The organism is Flavobacterium sp. 1, from assembly GCF_002797935.1.
Taxonomy (GTDB): Bacteria; Bacteroidota; Bacteroidia; order Flavobacteriales; family Flavobacteriaceae; genus Flavobacterium.
In genome coordinates, this window is record NZ_PGER01000001.1 from 2,065,960 (window position 1) to 2,085,484 (window position 19,525).

The 19,525-nt window shown below is 34.1% G+C and carries 18 protein-coding genes; 12 read left to right on the top strand and 6 right to left on the bottom strand.

Translation table 11 applies throughout. The features are described from left to right. The first annotated feature begins 132 nt into the window (after positions 1-132). The 9 genes from CLU83_RS08305 (at position 133) to CLU83_RS08345 (ending at position 9,927) form a co-directional block, all read left to right on the top strand. Entirely contained in the window at positions 133-714 is a 582-nt protein-coding gene (locus CLU83_RS08305; RefSeq protein ID WP_100431167.1) for a Crp/Fnr family transcriptional regulator, read from the top strand. Positions 715-813: 99 nt separating this feature from the next. Further along, positions 814-1,215 carry an ester cyclase gene (locus tag CLU83_RS08310; RefSeq protein WP_100431168.1) on the top strand — a complete coding sequence of 134 codons (402 nt, stop codon included), beginning with the start codon at positions 814-816 and terminating at the stop codon, positions 1,213-1,215. A gap of 186 nt (positions 1,216-1,401) precedes the next feature. Then, entirely contained in the window at positions 1,402-3,261 is a 1,860-nt protein-coding gene (locus tag CLU83_RS08315) for a U32 family peptidase (protein ID WP_100431169.1), read from the top strand. Positions 3,262-3,610: 349 nt separating this feature from the next. Beyond that, entirely contained in the window at positions 3,611-4,186 is a 576-nt protein-coding gene (locus tag CLU83_RS08320; protein ID WP_100431170.1) for a DJ-1/PfpI family protein, read from the top strand. 151 nt (positions 4,187-4,337) lie between these two features. Further along, entirely contained in the window at positions 4,338-4,844 is a 507-nt protein-coding gene (locus tag CLU83_RS08325) for a GNAT family N-acetyltransferase (RefSeq protein WP_100433677.1), read from the top strand. A gap of 54 nt (positions 4,845-4,898) precedes the next feature. Beyond that, the gene (locus tag CLU83_RS08330) at positions 4,899-5,363 is read left to right on the top strand and encodes a DUF962 domain-containing protein (RefSeq protein WP_100431171.1); all 465 of its coding nucleotides are present in this window, start codon (positions 4,899-4,901) and stop codon (positions 5,361-5,363) included. Between the two features lie 633 nt (positions 5,364-5,996). Then, on the top strand, positions 5,997-7,079 hold the full coding sequence (gcvT, locus tag CLU83_RS08335; RefSeq protein ID WP_100431172.1) for a glycine cleavage system aminomethyltransferase GcvT: 1,083 nt from the start codon (positions 5,997-5,999) through the stop codon (positions 7,077-7,079). A 10-nt stretch (positions 7,080-7,089) separates the two neighbouring features. Beyond that, positions 7,090-9,126 carry a S41 family peptidase gene (locus CLU83_RS08340; RefSeq protein ID WP_100431173.1) on the top strand — a complete coding sequence of 679 codons (2,037 nt, stop codon included), beginning with the start codon at positions 7,090-7,092 and terminating at the stop codon, positions 9,124-9,126. Positions 9,127-9,213: 87 nt separating this feature from the next. Next, complete coding sequence (locus tag CLU83_RS08345) at positions 9,214-9,927, top strand: YebC/PmpR family DNA-binding transcriptional regulator (protein WP_100431174.1); 714 nt, start codon at positions 9,214-9,216, stop codon at positions 9,925-9,927. Positions 9,928-10,118: 191 nt separating this feature from the next. Here the strand turns inward: CLU83_RS08345 and CLU83_RS08350 are convergent, their stop codons facing one another. The 5 genes from CLU83_RS08350 to CLU83_RS08370 all read right to left on the bottom strand — a co-directional run bounded on the left by CLU83_RS08350 (position 10,119) and on the right by CLU83_RS08370 (position 16,047). Next, entirely contained in the window at positions 10,119-11,069 is a 951-nt protein-coding gene (locus tag CLU83_RS08350) for a LamG domain-containing protein (RefSeq protein WP_100431175.1), read from the bottom strand. Between the two features lie 311 nt (positions 11,070-11,380). Beyond that, positions 11,381-12,334 carry a transposase gene (locus tag CLU83_RS08355; RefSeq protein WP_198512334.1) on the bottom strand — a complete coding sequence of 318 codons (954 nt, stop codon included), beginning with the start codon at positions 12,332-12,334 and terminating at the stop codon, positions 11,381-11,383. 22 nt (positions 12,335-12,356) lie between these two features. Continuing rightward, complete coding sequence (locus tag CLU83_RS08360) at positions 12,357-12,704, bottom strand: transposase (protein ID WP_100429739.1); 348 nt, start codon at positions 12,702-12,704, stop codon at positions 12,357-12,359. A gap of 170 nt (positions 12,705-12,874) precedes the next feature. Continuing rightward, positions 12,875-13,915 (bottom strand): PLP-dependent cysteine synthase family protein, encoded by a 1,041-nt coding sequence (locus tag CLU83_RS08365; RefSeq protein ID WP_100431176.1) that lies wholly within the window; start codon positions 13,913-13,915, stop codon positions 12,875-12,877. A 71-nt stretch (positions 13,916-13,986) separates the two neighbouring features. Beyond that, entirely contained in the window at positions 13,987-16,047 is a 2,061-nt protein-coding gene (locus CLU83_RS08370; protein ID WP_100431177.1) for a S9 family peptidase, read from the bottom strand. 139 nt (positions 16,048-16,186) lie between these two features. Here CLU83_RS08370 and CLU83_RS08375 point away from each other — a divergent pair, with 139 nt between their 5' ends. After that, positions 16,187-16,507: a YbaB/EbfC family nucleoid-associated protein gene (locus tag CLU83_RS08375; RefSeq protein WP_100431178.1), complete on the top strand. Its 321-nt coding sequence runs from the start codon at positions 16,187-16,189 to the stop codon at positions 16,505-16,507. A gap of 150 nt (positions 16,508-16,657) precedes the next feature. After that, positions 16,658-17,095 (top strand): N-acetyltransferase, encoded by a 438-nt coding sequence (locus CLU83_RS08380; RefSeq protein WP_100431179.1) that lies wholly within the window; start codon positions 16,658-16,660, stop codon positions 17,093-17,095. A gap of 35 nt (positions 17,096-17,130) precedes the next feature. Here the strand turns inward: CLU83_RS08380 and CLU83_RS08385 are convergent, their stop codons facing one another. Then, on the bottom strand, positions 17,131-18,156 hold the full coding sequence (locus CLU83_RS08385) for a low specificity L-threonine aldolase (RefSeq protein WP_100431180.1): 1,026 nt from the start codon (positions 18,154-18,156) through the stop codon (positions 17,131-17,133). A gap of 174 nt (positions 18,157-18,330) precedes the next feature. Between CLU83_RS08385 and prfB the strand changes: the two genes are divergently transcribed. Next, positions 18,331-19,429 (top strand): peptide chain release factor 2 gene (prfB, locus tag CLU83_RS08390; RefSeq protein WP_157802041.1). Its coding sequence is split into 2 segments (ribosomal slippage): positions 18,331-18,393 and positions 18,395-19,429, totalling 1,098 coding nucleotides; the frame shifts between segments, so codons are not numbered across the junction. Positions 19,430-19,525: the final 96 nt, after the last annotated feature.

Genomic DNA, 19,525 nt, shown 5'->3' on the forward strand with positions numbered 1-19,525 from the left:
GAGCCGTTGTTACTGCTATTGATCTAAATAATAGCTTTATATTTGCGTATCTAGGCAAATTCTAAAATTTGTCTATTATAATTCCAAACCAATTGCAGCAGTGAAACATTATCTGCAACCTTAAAAAATATCGTGAACATAGACAAACTCATAACGTATTTTGACAATTACATTCTTCTAAACGGCAAGGAAAAGGAAGAATTAAGAAATCGTGTAACTGAAAAGAGAATTAAGCGCAGGCAGTTTATCCTTCAAGAAAATGATGTTTGTAAACATTACACTTTTATTATTTCAGGTCTTTTAAAAATGTATGCAGTTGACGATAAAACATCAAAACATAATATTCAATTTGCCTCTGAAAACGAATGGATAACCGACAATGGCAGTTTTCATTCAGAAAAGCCCAGCCAACTTTACATTGAAGCTATTGAGCCAACTGTTATATTACAAATTGACAAAACTAATCTCATTTATCTTTTTCACAATCACCAAAAATTTGACCGAATTTTCAGAGTAATTATAGAAAACAAATATTTAGAACTTCAAAATAGAGTTTTACAAAACATTAGCTCAACAGCAGACGAACGCTATATCACTTTCCTTGACCAATACCAGCATCTAATCAATAGACTGCCCAATACTCAAATTGCCTCATATTTGGGTATAACACCAGAGTTTTTGAGTAAAATTCGCAATGCCATTTCGAAAAAATAACTTGTTCTTAAGCTATATTAAGCCTGTTTCTTAAACTAGTTTAAGGGTCAAAGCCGTTAATTACCGCCAACTTTGCATTATCATTTAAAACCAAAAACAATGTCAATAGAACACAACAAACAAGTGGTAATTAGATTCAATAAAGAATTTTTTCAATCTGGAAATACGGCAATCACAAAAGAATTGTTGGCCGATAATTTTAAAAATCATACTGCTCCACCCAATGCGCCCACAGATGCAAGCGTAATGATTCAATTCATCACTGGATTTCATAAAGGCTTTTCAGAAGTTACTGTGCAAATTCACGAAGTGTTAGCCGAAGATGACAAAGTGTCTTTGAGAAAAACAATATCTGCAGCACATACAGGAGAATTTATGGGAAAACCAGCCACAGGCAAAAAAGTAGAAATGAATGTAATTGAAATAGATATTCTAAAGGACGGAAAGATTACTGACCACTGGAGTAGAAATGATTTTATGCAGATAGTTCAAGGTCTTTAAATCATTAATAATACTTTAGATAAGTTTATTAGAAATTAATAAAATAACTATCAATCCAGTAGACATTAAGCTAAACAGCTATTTATCTTCCATTACATTCAAAAAAAATTCCTTTGGGTTAGAAATCTCGGATTATTTATAAGAACTTTGCACGCTTTTTAGAAATTATAAATTGATCATCAACTGATGAAGAAGAAAATAGAAATTTTAGCGCCTGCAAAAGATTTAATTCACGGTATTGCCGCCATTAACAGCGGTGCCGATGCAGTTTATGTTGGTGCTCCTCAATTTGGCGCCCGATCCAATGCCACCAACTCTATTGAAGATGTTGCTGCTTTGGTACAATACGCTCATTTATATAATGTTCCCGTTTTTGTGGTTATGAACACCATTCTTTACGACAACGAATTGGAAACCTGTCGCCAAATGATTTGGAAACTGTATGATATTGGCGTTGATGCCCTTATCATTCAGGATATGGCTATTATGGAAATGGACTTGCCTCCTATCATCCTGCATGCCAGCACACAAGCCAACAACAGGGATGCCGACAAAATGAAATTTTTGTCAGATGCCGGAATCAAACGTGTCGTTTTGGCTCGTGAATTGAACCTGCATCAAATCAAAGAAATCAGTAATGCAACCGATGTGGAATTGGAATTCTTTGTAACCGGAGCTTTGTGCGTTTCTTTCAGCGGTAATTGCTACATGAGTGTTGCCAATGGAGAACGATCTGCCAACCGCGGTTCTTGTGCCCAAAACTGCCGTTTGCCGTACAACCTGATTGATGGTCACGGAGAAACATTAATCAAAAGCACGCACTTACTTTCTATCAAAGATTTTGATGTTTCGAATGAGATTCCAAATTTAGTGGAAGCCGGTGTTTGTTCCTTTAAAATCGAAGGACGCTTGAAAGACATCGTTTATGTAAAAAACAATGTTTCTTACCTTAGACAAAAACTGGACGCTTTCTTGGCTGATAACGATAAATACACCAAAGCTTCTTCCGGAAAATGCACTTTCACTTTTGATTCGGCATTGAACCGTACTTTCAACCGCGGTTATACTGATTATTTTGTCAATGAACGTCATGCCACTATTGGTTCTTGGGAAAGCCCAAAATCAAAAGGACAATACATCGGTAAACTAATCCGTACCGTTGGAAATGCATACGAAATTGAAAATGGTGAACAATTGAACAATGGTGACGGTTTGTGCTACATCAATGACGACAACGAAGCTGAAGGTATCTATGTTAATAAAGCTGAAAATGGTTTGGCTTATCCAAATGTCCTGAAAGAAATCAAAGACGGCACTTTCATTTACAGAAATAATGATGCCGCTTTTATCAAAATAGTGGAACGTGAAGACAGTGCCGTTCGAAAAATCAGTACTTCGTTATTATTATTCGAAAACGAAACTGGCTTTGAACTACTTGCTACTGATGAAGACGGAAATGTAAGTTCGGTTCAATTGGTTCATCCAAAAGAGCAAACCAAAAACAATCAATCCATAGAAGACAATATCAAAACGCAATTAGCAAAAACTGGTTTTACGCCTTACACAGCCGATGAAATAACGATTCAGTTTACGGATAATTGGTTTTTGCCTATCTCAAAAATCAATGAAATGCGCAGAACTGTTTATGAGCAATTATCTGAAATTCGTTTGAAAAACTACAAACGCGAGGAACGCAAAATTGAAAAAACAGATCATCCTTATCCTGAAACTAAATTGGATTTCATGTATAATGTTTCGAACAAACTGGCTAGAAAGTTTTACGAACGCCATGGTGTAACCGAAATCGAAAAAGCATTTGAACTGCAATGGGATCCTGGAAAATCTCGTGTGATGACTACCAAATACTGCATCAAATACGAGCTGGCCAAATGCCCAAAATACCATAAAGACACCATGGAAGGCAAACTGAAAGAACCATTAGTACTGAAACAGGGAGAATTGGAATACAAACTAAAATTCAACTGTAAACCCTGCGAAATGGAGATTTGGGAAAAAGACGCCGAATTCGAAATTGAAGAGGATTAATTATCTGATTTTAAAAATTTTTATCAAAAGCTGCAAAGAGAAGGAAACTTTACTTTGTAGCTTTTTTTATAGGCTGCTAGGTTGATATCACACAATACCTACACTCAATATTGTCATCTCGACGAAGGAGAGATCATACACAAAACGCTATAAAGATTGGAAATTTACTTTGCGGAATTTCTAATGTGATCCTTCCTTCGTCAGGATGACAAGTTTGCGGGTCATTTAATAATCAAAAGAAATACAAAAATTTAATACCCTAAAAATAAAACGAATAATCTCTTTTCATTAACTTTATAAATCAAAAAAAATAAGATTCGACTTATAATAATTTTAAAATTGAGATAAAATGAAAAAAGTATTGTTCCTTACCGGTGACTTCACCGAAGATTATGAAACTATGGTGCCGTTTCAAATGCTGGAAATGGTTGGGTATACCGTTCATACCGTTTGTCCCAACAAGAAAAAGGGAGACACTATAAAAACTGCCATCCATGATTTTGAAGGCGATCAAACCTATACCGAAAAGCCTGGGCATAATTTCGCATTGAATTATAGTTTTGATGACATAAATGTTAATGATTATGATGGATTAGTAATAGCTGGAGGAAGAGCGCCAGAATATTTACGATTACACGAAAAAATAATCGAAATAGTGCAGCATTTTTTTGCCACCAATAAACCAGTAGCAGCCATTTGCCATGGTATTCAAATATTAACAGCAGCAAATGTGGTGAAAGGCCGCAAACTTACCGCTTACCCAGCAGTAGGTCCAGAAGTGACATTGGCAGGAGGTGAATTCCAATCTATACCAGTTGATGGAGCATTTGTTGATGGAAATCTAGTAACCTCGCCTGCATGGCCGGCACACCCAAGTTTCATTCGAGAATTTCTAAAAATTATGGGAGCTAAAATTGAAATTTAAACACTATATTGAGAATTGCTTTTATAGAAATAAATCAAGTATTCAGAACAAATAATAAAGTTTTAAAAACTACAGCGAAAACAATTTTGCTGTAGTTTTTTTATCTTTGAAAAGTAAAATTCAAGATTAATCGAAATTAAAATTGCCGCAAATGATTACAAAAGCAACCTTTGATGATATTGCAACCTTAGAAAAATTAATCAATTCAGCTTATCGAGGAGAAACTTCTAAACAGGGATGGGCCACAGAAGCTCACTTACTGGAAGGCAAAAGGATTACTTTGGATCAATTGGAAGAAATCCTTAAAGACAAAAACAATACTATTTTAAAATATACAGAAAACAATCAAATCATTGGGTCTGTTTTACTTACTAATAAAGGAGATAAACTCTATTTGGGAATGCTGGCTATTTCCCCTGAATTGCAGAATAAAGGCATTGGGAAGAAAATTTTACATGAAGCCGAAGTTCATGCGCTTTCGTTAGGTTTATCTAAAATCGTAATGACTGTAATCACGATTAGAGAAAAATTAATTGAATGGTATAACCGTCATGGCTACGTCGATACTCGAACAAGAGAACCTTTCCTACTTAATGATGCTGATACTATAATTACTGACCAGCACTTGGAATTCGCAGTCTTAGAAAAAATACTTTAGCTCTTTTATTCTCATTGGCTATTATTTCATAAATTAGTAAAAAAAACATCAATTATGAAAACACTAGATCAATGGTTTGAAGAATATGCTGTAAGTCATCAAAACCCAAAAAATAAAGCGATACATTATATTTGTGTTCCTGCAATTTTCTTTTCTATAGTAGGATTATTGATGAGTATTCCAAGTAGTTTTCTAAATAGTTTATTACACTTAAACCAACCTATTATAGAAAATTGGGCTACAGTAATTTTGATTTTTGTATTGTTTTTCTACATCCGATTATCGGTTTCAATGGCAATCAAAATAGCTGTTTTTTCAATTTTGTGCTTAGTTCTTAATTTTTATATCGGGCAATTTGTACCGCTTTGGGCATTTTCTATTGGTGTTTTTGTTATCGCTTGGATTGGTCAGTTTTATGGTCATAATATCGAAGGCAAAAAACCGTCATTTCTAAAAGATATTCAATTCTTAATGATTGGACCTGCATGGGTAGTTCAGAATTTATTTTCTAAAAAATAATATTAGGCCTCAATATTCTTAAATTAACCAATTGGTGTAATTCGTAAAGTTTTTATTTAACACATAGAAACATAGATTTTACTTAAAAAAGAATGCAAAAAAAGAAATACATTTCTTTCACATAGTTCACTATGTGTGTTTTAAAAAAGTGAAACGCCTTCTTTCTAGCTTACATACTCTATGTTTCTATGTGTTGAAAATAATTAGCTCAACGGGTTTATATTACTAAAATAAAATCATAGAAATAAACAAAATTGATTCCCTAAATTACTCAAAGTAAAAATTAAAGTAAAAAACTAAAGTCTTTTAAAATAAATTATTTAAATTCAATTGATTTTTCAAATAAATAATTACTAGAAACAATTAACTTTATACTTCTGATTTTTAGCCAAATAAAACAATTAAAACAGTATTATTAAAACTTCATTTTACCTTTTAACCGTAATGCCCTGCGCAAGGGATAGAGCCTTTATTTTTTTTCTTTAAAAAAATAAAGGAGGTACAACTGTAATTTTAAACAATGGAGTTGCGCCCTAAAAAAGCTTTTCTTTTAAATACATTTCAACTTTTATAACCTTTGCCAAGCAAAATAAAAGCTATAAATTAGCACTTTAATTTTTATAAAAAAAACAAATGAAAAATACTGCTTTAACGCACATACATGAGGGTTTGGGAGCGAAAATACTGCCGTTTGCCGGGTACAATATGCCTATTCTTTATGAAGGGGTGAATGCAGAACACGAAACGGTTCGAAATGCAGTAGGAGTTTTTGATGTATCGCACATGGGAGAATTTATACTTTCGGGTCCAAATGCATTGGCTTTGATTCAAAAAGTAACTTCGAATGACGCATCGGCTTTGACAATTGGGAGAGCCCAATATTCCTGTTTACCTAACAATGACGGCGGAATTGTAGATGATTTAATTGTCTATAAAATGAAGGAAGAACAATATTTACTGGTTGTAAATGCTTCAAATATTGACAAAGACTGGGATTGGATTTCGTCGCACAATGATTTGGGTGTTGAGATGAGAAACTTATCAGATGATTATTCATTATTGGCAATTCAAGGACCAAAAGCCGTTGAAGCTATGCAGTCCTTATCGTCCATTGATTTATCTGCAATAGCCTATTACCATTTTGAAGTAGCTGATTTTGCCGGATTTCCTAATGTTATTATTTCAGCAACAGGTTATACAGGTTCAGGAGGATTTGAAATTTATTGCAAAAATGACGAAGTAGAAACAATTTGGAATAAAGTTTTTGAGGCTGGTGCTTCTTATGGAATTAAACCAATTGGTTTGGCAGCCAGAGACACTTTGCGTTTAGAAATGGGATTCTGTTTATATGGCAATGACATTAACGACACTACTTCTCCGCTAGAAGCTGGTTTAGGATGGATTACTAAATTCACTAAAGAATTTAGTAATTCTGATAATCTTAAAAAACAAAAAGAAGCAGGTGTAACCAAAAAATTAGTCGCTTTTGAAATGCAGGAGCGCTCTGTTCCAAGACACGATTATGAAATCGTTGATGCTTCGGGAGCTGTAATTGGAATTGTTACTTCTGGAACAATGTCACCTTCAATGAATAAAGGAATCGGATTAGGTTATGTTACTACAGAAAATAGTGCTGTTGACAGCGATATCTTTATCCGAATCAGAAAAAATGATGTTCCTGCCAAAGTGGTAAAACTTCCTTTTTATAAAAAATAAACATCAACATATGAAAAAAATCACATTTGTACTGCTGTTTTCAACATTTTCTCTATTTGCACAAAATAGCAGTACTAATTGTGATATTTTACTCAAAATAAACAAACTGCTTCAAAAAGAACACTATAATCCAAAGCCGGTGAACGATAGTTTATCGGCTTATGTTTTTGATGAATTATTGAACAATTTAGACCCTTCAAGAAATGTTTTTTTAAAATCACAGGCTGATTCACTTTCCAATATATACAGGCTTCAATTGGACAATCTTATTCTAAATAATAATTGTTCTTTTTTGAATGACATCAGAAAGGAATATAAAAAATCACTTTTAAGAAACAAGGCAATATTAGAAAAACTCAACAAAGAAACTATTGATTATAATACGAAAGATACTGTCAGATTCAAAAAGCAGGATTCAAATTTCTATTTAAAAGCAAATGAAGCAGAGAAAGCTTGGAACAAGAAAATAAGATACGAAGTATTTAATGATATTGCTGGAAAAAGCAAAAATTTAGATTCGCTTAAGCTTAATTTCAGCACGATGAGTCTCAGATCTCAAAAAAATATCATCGAAAACGAGCTCTGCAAAATCAATGTGTCGCTTACAAACGACAAACCTTTTGAAGATAATTTTTACAATATTTTTTGCGGTTATTTTGATCCTCATACCAATTATTTCAGCAATGAAACTAAATCCAGTTTTGTATCCACTTTATCTAAAGAAAAACTTTCACTTGGATTAGAAGTCAGCTTAAATGAAAAGAACGAAATCAATATAATCGAAATTGATCCAAACGGTCCGGCTTTTAAGACTGGTAAAATCAAAAAAGGAGATCAAATACTGGCCATTTCCAATCAAAAAGAAACTCTGGAAGTTTCATGCTCTTCGCTGGAATCGATTGCCGCAATGATATCATCGGAATTAAATACAAACCTTACATTAACACTTAAACGGAATTCAGGAAAACCTTTTAAAGTGTTTATTGAAAAGCAGGTTTTAAAAGATGAAGAGAATACAGTTTACAGCTTTATAGCAGATAAAGGCATCAAAGCAGGCTATATAAAAATCCCCAGTTTTTATTCCAATTTTGAAGAAGGAAACAACAAAGGATGTGCGCAGGATGTCGCTAAAGAAACAGTCAAACTAATGCAGGACGACATTAAAGGGCTAATTCTTGATTTGACTGATAATGGCGGCGGATCTATGGAAGAAGCTGTGAAATTAGCAGGATTATTCATTGACCGCGGTCCAATTTCGATAGTAACAGATAACAAAAAACAATTATCAATAATAAACGATCCTTATAAAGGGGTTATTTACAAAGGTCCTATTATAATTATAATTAATGGAAATTCAGCTTCGGCAAGCGAATTTTTTGCCGATATTATGCAGGATTACAACAGAGCTGTTATAATAGGAAGCACCTCTTTAGGGAAAGCGACTATGCAGACTATACTGCCTTTAGAAAAGAATGATGATCAGCATTTTGTAAAACTAACAGTCAGTAAGTTCTACAGAATTACCGGAAAAAGCCATCAGGCAGTCGGCGTTATTCCTGACGTGCAAATCCCTACAATTTATCAAGATGTTTTTCAGAAAGAAAGTGATTTCCCAACAGCTTTAAAAAATGAAACCTTAAATTCAAGAATTCGTTTTAGTCCTTATGTAAGCAATGAATTAATTGAATCGCTTGCCCAAAAAAGCAGAGAAAGAGTAGCACAAGACCCTTATTTCAAATCCGTTATTGCACTCAATGCAAATATCGATGCAATAATAAATAAACCAAAGTTTGAAATACCAATGACCTTAGTTGCTGTTTTCGAAAATCTATCGAACATTAACAGCTTATCAGAGAAAATCAATAATTTCGCAATAGATAACCTGAATTTAAACGTATACAATTCCGAATATAACAAATCATTGCTGTTACTTTATCCATCACTTATCGAATATAATAAAATACAGCTTGACAGCTTAAGATCTAACCACTATCTCAATGAATCAATTTCAATTATATCCGATTATAAAGCAATAAGAAAAAACTAATTAACATAATTTACAAAAAGATTTTTCTATAGCTTTTGGAAAAATAAGGAATAGCTGTATTTTTGCAATTCAAAATAAAAATAATCAATGGGAAGAGCATTTGAATTCCGAAAAGGTAGAAAAATGAAACGTTGGTCAGCTATGGCCAAAGCATTTACCAGAATTGGTAAAGATATTGTAATGGCAGTAAAAGAAGGCGGTCCAAATCCTGATGCCAATTCAAGATTAAGAGCTGTCATTCAAAATGCTAAGGCTGCCAACATGCCAAAAGACAATGTTGAAAGAGCCATTAAAAAAGCTACTGATAAAGACACAGCTAATTATAAAGAAGTATTATTTGAAGGATACGCTCCTCATGGTATTGCACTTCTGATAGAAACAGCTACAGACAACAACAACAGAACAGTTGCTAACGTTAGAAGTTATTTTAACAAATGTAATGGAACTTTAGGAACCCAAGGTTCTGTTGAGTTTATGTTTGATCATACCTGCAACTTTAGAATTCCTAAAGAAGGAATCGATCCAGAAGAATTGGAATTAGAATTAATTGATTTTGGCGCGGAAGAAGTCTTTGAAGATGAAGACGGTATTTTAATTTATGCTCCTTTTGGAAGTTTTGGAACTATCCAAAAAGAATTAGAAAGCAGAAATTTAGAAATATTATCTTCTGGTTTTGAAAGAATCCCGCAAATAACAAAAAAATTAACTGAAGCCGAAATGGCCGATGTAGAAAAATTAATAGAAAAAATGGAAGAAGATGATGACGTGATGAACGTATATCACACAATGGAAGAAGCATAATTCTCAAAATATAATTTTAAAAAAAGCTCTAGATAACCTAGAGCTTTTTTGTTTTTAATAACTTCAAAAATCACTGAACCTATTGGCATTACACCGTTTTAAGACTGATCCTATCGCAATAATTTCATGAAAAAAAGGCTGAACTAGTAGTACAGCCTCTCTTCTCACTAATTGAATATTTATATTTTTAACTAATTTGAGGTCAATTTCTTAGATACCGAATCTTGCGGTAAATCGGAAATCTTCAACAAATATGTTCCTTCTGGCAAAGCAGTAACATCAATCACATTTTTATCAGCACTCAATACTTTTAAACCTTGCGATGAATAAATTTCTGAAATTTTGATTGACCTTGTTTCCATAGGAACAGATAATACAATACTTATGTTTGTATCAGCTGAAACCGTTTTTTTTATTGCTTTCGTACTTTCGTTTTTCAAAGCTGTTTTGGCTACATAAGCAATAACTGTATCATTTGAAGTCAATACAGAATTATTATACATAGTGGCCACTTCTTCAGCAGATAGAGCAACATCATAAATTTCCAGATCGTCGATATCAGCATTCATGCTAACCGCAGATCCCATTCGGCCAATGCCAAAAACCACCGAAGATGTTAATTTTCTGGGGCTAATGGATGATTTAATTAATTCACCATTTCTGTAGATTTTCGAAGTAAGCCCATCATAAGTCACAGTATAATTATACCAAATTCCCGTGGCAATTGTAGTTGTCACAATAACATCATTTACATATCCCCAACCAGCAAGATTCAAATCGGATCTTGAAGTGGCAGTACTCTGTTGCAATAAACCAAAATATTCTGCATTAGCTAAAGCCCCATAACCCCAAATATAATTGGCTGTGGAAATATCATTATACTTCACCCAAACAGAAACCGTTCTTTTAGAATTAGAAAGCGGTAAATTAGGTATAGATGCTTCAAGAACATTATTAACAATGCGTAAAGCTCCATTTACAGTTCCAGTTCTGTCTTTTACATACTTAGCATCACCCAAAAATGAAATTGTATTGGATGCATTACTAAGAGTACCATTAAAATTAAATTCTTGAATTGCATTTTGAGCATTAACTAAAACAGAAAACATTAACACTACTATAAAGAGTATATATTTTTTCATAAGCTGTAGTTTTTAAAATTAGCAAAAAAGTATACGGCTCCATTTAATCTACATAAATTTAAAACTACTTATAATACGAACCTAAATACTTCGATGAACAGTCAAAATACTCGTTTAATTAACTAAAAAATAATTTTGAAATAAAATATATTCAATAAAACAAAACATTTTAACTTATTAATTAAATAATTACCATCAATTTAACTATATCATCATTAAATCAAAAACAAAAAAATCACATTTAAAACTTTAAACTCTACAGCATTAATTAATATTAAAATAAATAATGGATCAGGAGCAAAAGTTGGGGATTATGCAAAAAGATTGGATAATCTGAATAAGAAGAAATCTATATTTCTCACTCCTCTAAACTGACTTCTAAAAGCTTTTATTTTTGCATTGAAAGATTCGGCAGAAGCATTTGTGCTTCTATTGTCAAAATAGTTTAAAATTGACTGGTAGTTAAAAGTTATAGTATTGAGCAGAATATTAAAGTTTTTAAAGCCTGATTCCTCTACATTTCTATACCAATGCGCCAGTTTGGTCATGGCAATGTGTTTGTCATTGTTGTTATTGTAAATCCCTCGAAGTTGTTGATTTAGATTATATGCTGTCTTTATATCGGGGTATAATTCAAATAACATTTGAGCCCTTTCTTTTTGATTTTCAGTCCATTTTTCGCGAGATTTATAGAGTAGATACCTGCTTCTGGCCAAAAGTTGTTTTAGAGAATCTCCATTAGGCAAGAGCTCTGGGATATATGTTTTATTCTCTCTTTTTGCCTGCAATATCAATTGATTCTCAAAATCCATAGCTTCCCATCGATGCTTGATTCTAATCTCTTGTAAAGCTTCCAATGCTAATTTTTGAACATGAAACCTATCGGTCACTTGTATTGCTTTTGGAAAGCATCTCTTAGAGATTAGTTTCATGGAATTAGCCATGTCAAGTGTTATCTCTTTGACACAGCTCCTCTTCTTATAATCAATCTTACTGATGTGTTCTATAACCTGATCAGCCTTGGTTCCAGCAACAATAGCAACTAATGAACCTTTTTTGCCTTTGAATTTCTTGTTGGTTACAATAGTATAAAGTTCACCCTGAGATAAAGCTACTTCGTCAATTGATAAATGAGTACCTATATTTTCAGGATAAACAATCCATTGATGTGCATGTTCTCGTGGATCCCAAGTATTAAAGGAACTCAAGTGCTTTTTGTATTGTCTTTGGAGCTTCTTTCCGTTTACTCCGAAAAAACCTCCAATGGTATGACAATCGGTAGCGCTGTTATCTATTAATTTCTTTTAAAAAAGCCGCAAACTCTTGAGTCATGCGGGTTCCTTTGGCAACTAAATTCCAATCTCTTTTAATAATTTCTCCTGTGGTTTTATTAGTCCAGCGACGTCTTTTGATATGCAAATACACAAACTTACCTCTTAGAGGAAAATCCTGAATAGTGATCTCATCCAAAAAGCCCTTTGATACCAGTTCAAATGTATTAAACTCTTGTGGAGGCTTAATTTTTTCCTCAAAATACAAGTGTAATATTTCTTCTGTATTAGTAGTAGAAACCACTTCAAAGTGGTCTACTAAAAAATCAGGCAGCATCAATTTTAAAAGGTCAATAGGAGTCATCTCAAATTATAAGATTACAAAGTTCTTATTTTATTTTAACATTTCCTCCCCAGGTTTTGTTCTTGATCCTAAATAATATTCATTTAAAATACCTCAACACTTAATTAGATCCATAAAAAAAGCTCCAGATTTACACCTGGAGCTTTTCACAAATTATAACGGTAAATTATTTACTTAATAAATTCTATTTTTTGTGCTTCTTCTTCATTAATGCTGTCAAAGAATCCTTGATCATTCATCCAATCATCGCTAAACACTTTACTCATATAACGTGAACCATGATCTGGGAAGATAGCAACCACATTGCTATTCTTGTCGAACTCTCCTTCTTCAGCATATTGTTTGATTGCCTGCATTACTGCTCCAGATGTATAACCAACAAACAAACCTTCTTTTCGGGTTACTTCTCTTGCAGAGTGAGCACTTTCTTCATCAGAAACTTTGATAAATTTATCAATAATATCAAAATCAGTTGCTGACGGGATTAAATTCTTCCCTAATCCTTCTATTCTATATGGGTAAATTTCATCATTATCAAATTCTTTAGTTTCATGGTATTTTTTCAAAACCGAACCAAATGCATCAACACCAAGTATTCTAATATTAGGATTTTGCTCTTTAAGGTATTTTGCAGTTCCTGAAATAGTTCCTCCGGTTCCGCTACAAGCAACAAGGTGAGTTATTTTGCCATTTGTTTGTTTCCAAATTTCCGGCCCTGTCGATTTGTAATGAGCATCAATATTTAATTGATTAAAATATTGATTAATATAAACAGATCCTTTTGTTTCTTCATGCAGGCGTTTTGCTACATTATAATAAGATCGGTCGTCATCGGCAGATACGTGAGCAGGACAAACATAAACCTTAGCCCCCAAACTCCTTAACATATCAATCTTATCTTTTGAAGATTTTGAACTCACCGCAAGAATACAATTGTACCCTTTTATGATGCTTACCATTGCTAAGCTAAATCCTGTATTACCAGAAGTTGTTTCAATAATAGTATCACCTGGAGACAAAATACCTCTTTTTTCTGCTTCTTCGATGATGTATAAAGCTATTCTATCTTTCGATGAGTGCCCCGGATTAAAGGACTCTACTTTTGCATAGAAGTTTCCCTTTAAATTCTCGGTTACACTGTTTAGTCTAATAAGTGGAGTATTACCTATTAACTCTAAAACATTATTATAAGCATTTATTTCTTCTTTCATAAAAAAATAGTTTATCTGAGAGCATTTTTAATTCACCCCGATATTATGCAAATCTAACAAAAAAAATCTAATTAGATTTCAATTTTTTCTAAATCTAATAAAAAACTGTACTCTTTTGCCAATTCTTTAATAGCTTCGAAGCGGCCAGATGCTCCGCCATGCCCTGCATCCATATTTGTATCCAAAAACAAGAGATTATCATCTGTTTTTAAAGCCCGTAATTTAGCCACCCATTTAGCTGGTTCCCAGTATTGCACCTGAGAATCGTGCAAACCTGTGGACACATACATATTTGGATATTTTTGTGACACTACATTATCATACGGTGAGTAAGATAACATATAGTCATAATATTTTTTTACGTTTGGATTACCCCATTCATCATATTCTCCCGTTGTAAGGGGGATGCTATCGTCAAGCATCGTAGTAATTACATCCACAAAAGCTACTTGTGCAATCACGCCATTATACAATTCAGGTGCAGTATTAACCACAACACCCATCAATAAACCGCCGGCCGAACCACCCTCCGCATATAAATGTTCAGATGAAGTATATTTCTCGGCTATTAGAAATTTAGAACAATCTATAAAGTCGGTAAATGTGTTTTTCTTTTTCAATAATTTGCCATCCTCATACCATTGTCTCCCCAAATCTTCGCCTCCGCGTATGTGTGCAATGGCAAAAATAAATCCTCTGTCCAATAAAGTCAGCCGCGTTGACGAAAAAGTCGCATCCATAGAATGCCCATAAGAACCGTAAGCATATTGAAGCAGCGGATTCGTACCATCCTTCTTCAATCCTTTCTTATAGACCATCGAAATAGGAATTTTAACACCCTCTTTTGCAGTTGCCCAAACACGTTCTTCAGTATAATTGTTTTTATCAAACTTCCCGCCTAATACTTCCTGTTCTTTTTTGATTTCTTTAGCTTTAGTTCTCATATTGAAATCAATGATCGACGAAGGTGTTGTCATCGATTGATATCCATAACGCAATATATCAGTATCAAAATCAACATTAGAAGTCGCATAAGCCGTATAGGTTTCGCTTTCAAAAGGCAGATAATACTCCCCTTCCCCATTCCAAGGCATAATTCGGATTTTATTCAAGCCGTTTTCGCGTTCTTCTACAACCAAAAAGTCTTTGAATATCTCTATATCTTCCAGTAAAACATCTGCCCTGTGCGCAATAACTTCTACCCAATTGGTTTTTGAAGTTTTGTTCACAGGAGTTTTCATCAGCTTAAAATTGGCAGCTTTATCTTTATTGGTCATAATATAAAAACTATCCCCATAATGATTGATGCTGTATTCCAATCCACGAACCCGCTTCTGGAAAATCTTAAATTCCCCGTCAGGATTATCGGCATCCAGGATTTGATATTCTGTTGTCAATGTACTTCCTGACTCAATAGCCAGATATTTACGGGACTTGGATTTAGCAATTTCGACATTAAACGTTTCGTCTTTTTCAAAATAAATCAAAACATCATCCTTTTGTTTTATTCCTAATTTATGCTTGAAAATTTTATCGGAACGCAGCGTAACGTCGTCCTGATCCGAGTAAAAAATTGTTTTATTATCATTGGCCCAAACGGCGCTTCCGGTAACATTTTCAATTTTATCCTCCAGAATTTCATTAGTTTCCAGATTTTTGATTTGAATCGTATAAATGCGTCTCCCAATAATGTCATAGCTAAAAAGCGCCAATTTATTATCAGGGCTAATACTTAAAGCACCCAACTGAAAATAAGGTTTATCCTTTGCCATTTCGTTGCAGTTAAACAGAATTTCTTCTTTTGCCGAAAGGCTTTCTTTTTTTCGGGAGTAAATAGGATAATCCTGCCCTTTTTCATAGCGGGTAATGTAATAATACCCATTAAATAAATAAGGAACCGATTGGTCGTCTTCCTTAATTCGGCTTTTCATTTCCTCAAAAAGGGCTGTTTGAAAATCTTTGGTATGTGCCGTTTTTTCTTGATAATAGGCGTTTTCCTGATTCAAATAATCAATAACTTCTGGGTTTTCCCGGTCGTTTAACCAAAAATAATTATCGATTCTAACTTCACCAAATTTCTTTAATTTCTTAGGAATTATTTTGGCTACAGGAGGTAAACTATTTTCTGGCATTGTTTGCGCGTGGTTTTAATATTTAAAATGCAAAAATAACACAAAGCGATTTTAAAACAGATTCGTTTTTTATCTAATTTAACGTATTCAAACATCAAATTCAGTAATTTTGCTTTTCAATAATTTAAAAAACAACAAAATGGATTTAATGGGAATGATGGGCAAACTTAAGGAAACCCAACAAAAAATCGAAGATACTAAAAAACGTTTAGACACCGTGCTGGTAGACGAACAAAGTAATGACAATTTATTGAAAGTCACTTTGACAGCCAATACCAAAATTAAATCAATCACCATCGATGATTCTCTTTTGGAAGACAAAGAACAACTGGAAGATTACTTGATTTTGGTACTAAATAAAGCCATAGAAAAAGCTTCAAAAATAAACCAAGCCGAATTGGATGCTGTTGCCAAAATGGATATGCCAATGATTCCAGGAATGGAAGATCTGTTTAAATAAAAAAACTGAAAGGGTTTAAATTAGTTTAAAATTGTTTAAAAGTTTAATGTGGTTTAAATTTGTTCTATCATAAACCTTGCAATATTCATCATATCCTGCAAGGTTTATTTTCAACCTTGTAGGTATAAATTTCAACAATAAGAAAGAATTATGAAGCAACAAGCGTTAACTTACAAAAAAGCATCAGAGGAAGATACAGAATTTCTGCTTTGGCTTCGCCAAGAAACAATGGTCGAACATCTTAATTCTGCAGGAATGGAAGTAGATGAAAAAAAACTTTTAAGCCGAATAAAACATCAGTTTGAACATGCAAAAATAATTCTACTGCAAGATCAAAAAATCGGACTTTTAAAACTCGTAGAAACCAATACAGAAATTGAAATTCTTCAAATTCAAATAGCCCCTAACCATCAAAACAAAGGCATTGGAAAAGGAATAATTCAGTCTATTATCCAAGAAGCAACTACAAAGAAAATTCCGATAAAACTAAGTGTCCTTAAAGTAAACAAAGCCCAAACTCTGTATCAGAATCTAGGCTTTGCAATATATGATGAAAATAAATATTCTTATTTCATGAAAACGTCCTAAACAATTTTAAACAATCTTAAACCATTTTAAACTTTTTAAAGAATAATCTTCTGCAAAGTTTCCAAAACATACGTATGCATCACTTCTTTGTAATCTAGGTGCGTTACAATCCTAAGTTTTCCGTGTCCTAAAGAACTTATCAGGATATTTTTCTCTTTCAGTTTTTCAATAAGCAGTTTTTCATTCAGCCCTTCACGTATAGAAAAAATCAAAATATTAGTTTCTACAGGTTCGATTTTTCCAATCCAAAGTTGGCGCGACAAAACTTCGGCAATTTCCCTAGCTCTTCTGTGGTCATCAACCAGTTTGGCAATATTATTATCTAACGCAAAATTTCCTGCAGCCGCTAAATACCCTACTTGACGCATACCGCCACCCAATATTTTTCGGATGCGTAATGCTCTGTGAATAGTCTTTTTATCTGCCAAAAGCACCGAACCGATAGGTGCTCCCAATCCTTTGGACAAACACACCGAAATCGTATCAAACAATGCTCCAAATTCTCTCGGATGCTGTTTTTTAGCCACGACCGCATTCCAAATTCTCGCACCGTCCAAATGAAATTTTAAATTATTAGCGACACAAACCGCTTTAATCTTCTTTAGTTCCTCCAAATCATAACAAGCTCCTCCTCCTTTATTTGTAGTGTTCTCTACACATACCAAACTCGTCAGCGGACTGTGGTAAAACTCCGGGTCATTAATCGCTCCAGCAACTTGTTCAGCCGTAATCATCCCTCGATCTCCATCCAGCAGACAGCAGGAAACACCGCTGTTGAACGAAACCCCGCCTCCTTCATAATGATAAACATGCGCATATTTATCAGCGATTAATTGTTCACCAGGCTGCGTATGCAATTTAATCGCCGTTTGATTTGCCATAGTTCCAGACGGAAAAAAAAGTCCCGCTTCCATACCAAACATCGCTGCCAATCTCGCTTCAAGAGCAATAACCGTTGGATCCTGCTTATACACATCGTCACCAACTTGGGCATTAAACATATACTGGAGCATTTCCACCGATGGTTTGGTAATCGTATCGCTTATCAAATTTATTTCCATAATCTAAAAACTATATCCTATTTTTGCATTCAAAACCAGTAAAACTATTAGGAGCTAATCCTGCTATCCGCTATATCTTTTCCTGGCTAAAGAAGCCAGAAAAAGGATGTCGCTACTATCAGGGCTAAAAAATGGTTAACCTAATAATTTTCGATACAAAATTACTATAAATTTATGACAACTACCGAACAAATAAAAGGTATTGTAGAACGCCTTGGTGCGTTGAGGAGGTATCTTTGACGTTGATGCCAAGCTTATCGAAATAGCCAACGAGGAAGAAAAGACCTTTGCTCCCGATTTTTGGAATAACGCCAAGGAAGCCGAAATTCTGGTTAAAAACCTTCGAGGAAAAAAGAAATGGATAGAAGATTACAACAAAGCTGTCGACATGACAGACGAATTGCAGCTTGCCTATGACTTTTACAAAGAAGGAGAGCTAACTTCCGAAGAATTAGACGATCAATACAACTCAACTGAAGCTAATATTGAAGCCATAGAATTCAAAAATATGCTTTCGGAAGAAGGTGATAGTTTGAGTGCCGTGCTTCAAATTACGGCTGGTGCTGGCGGTACCGAAAGTTGTGATTGGGCCGAAATGCTCATGCGCATGTACATGATGTGGGCCGAAAAAGAAGGGTACAAAATTAGGGAACTGAATTTTCAAAAGGGTGATGCCGCGGGAATAAAAACGGTGACACTCGAAATCGAAGGTGATTATTCTTTTGGATATCTAAAAGGCGAAAACGGCGTTCATAGATTGGTACGTATTTCCCCATTTGACAGTAACGCTAAACGACATACATCGTTTGTTTCTGTCTATGTGTATCCGCTGGTTGATGACACTATTGAAATTGAAATCAACCCTGCCGATATTGAAATCGTAACCGCCAGATCAAGCGGTGCCGGAGGTCAAAATGTGAACAAAGTAGAAACCAAAGTCCAATTGACACATAAACCGACAGGTATTCAGATTCAGTGTTCAGAAACGCGTTCGCAGCATGACAATAGAAACCGTGCGATGCAAATGTTACGTTCTCAACTGTATGAAATTGAACTCAAAAAACAGCAAGAGCAACGCAGCGACATTGAAGCCGGCAAAATGAAAATTGAATGGGGGTCGCAAATACGAAATTACGTGATGCAGCCTTATAAACTGGTAAAAGACGTTCGGACAGGACAGGAAACCAGCGACGTTGACAGCGTTATGAACGGAAACATTGACGGATTCCTAAAAGCCTACCTAATGATGATGGGACAGCGCGAAGAAGAATAGTTTATAAAGATTAATAATCCAATACAAAAATGCCTTTCAAAAAAATTGAAAGGCATTTTCTTTTGCTCAATAAACAGTTCGCAAATACCACTAAAC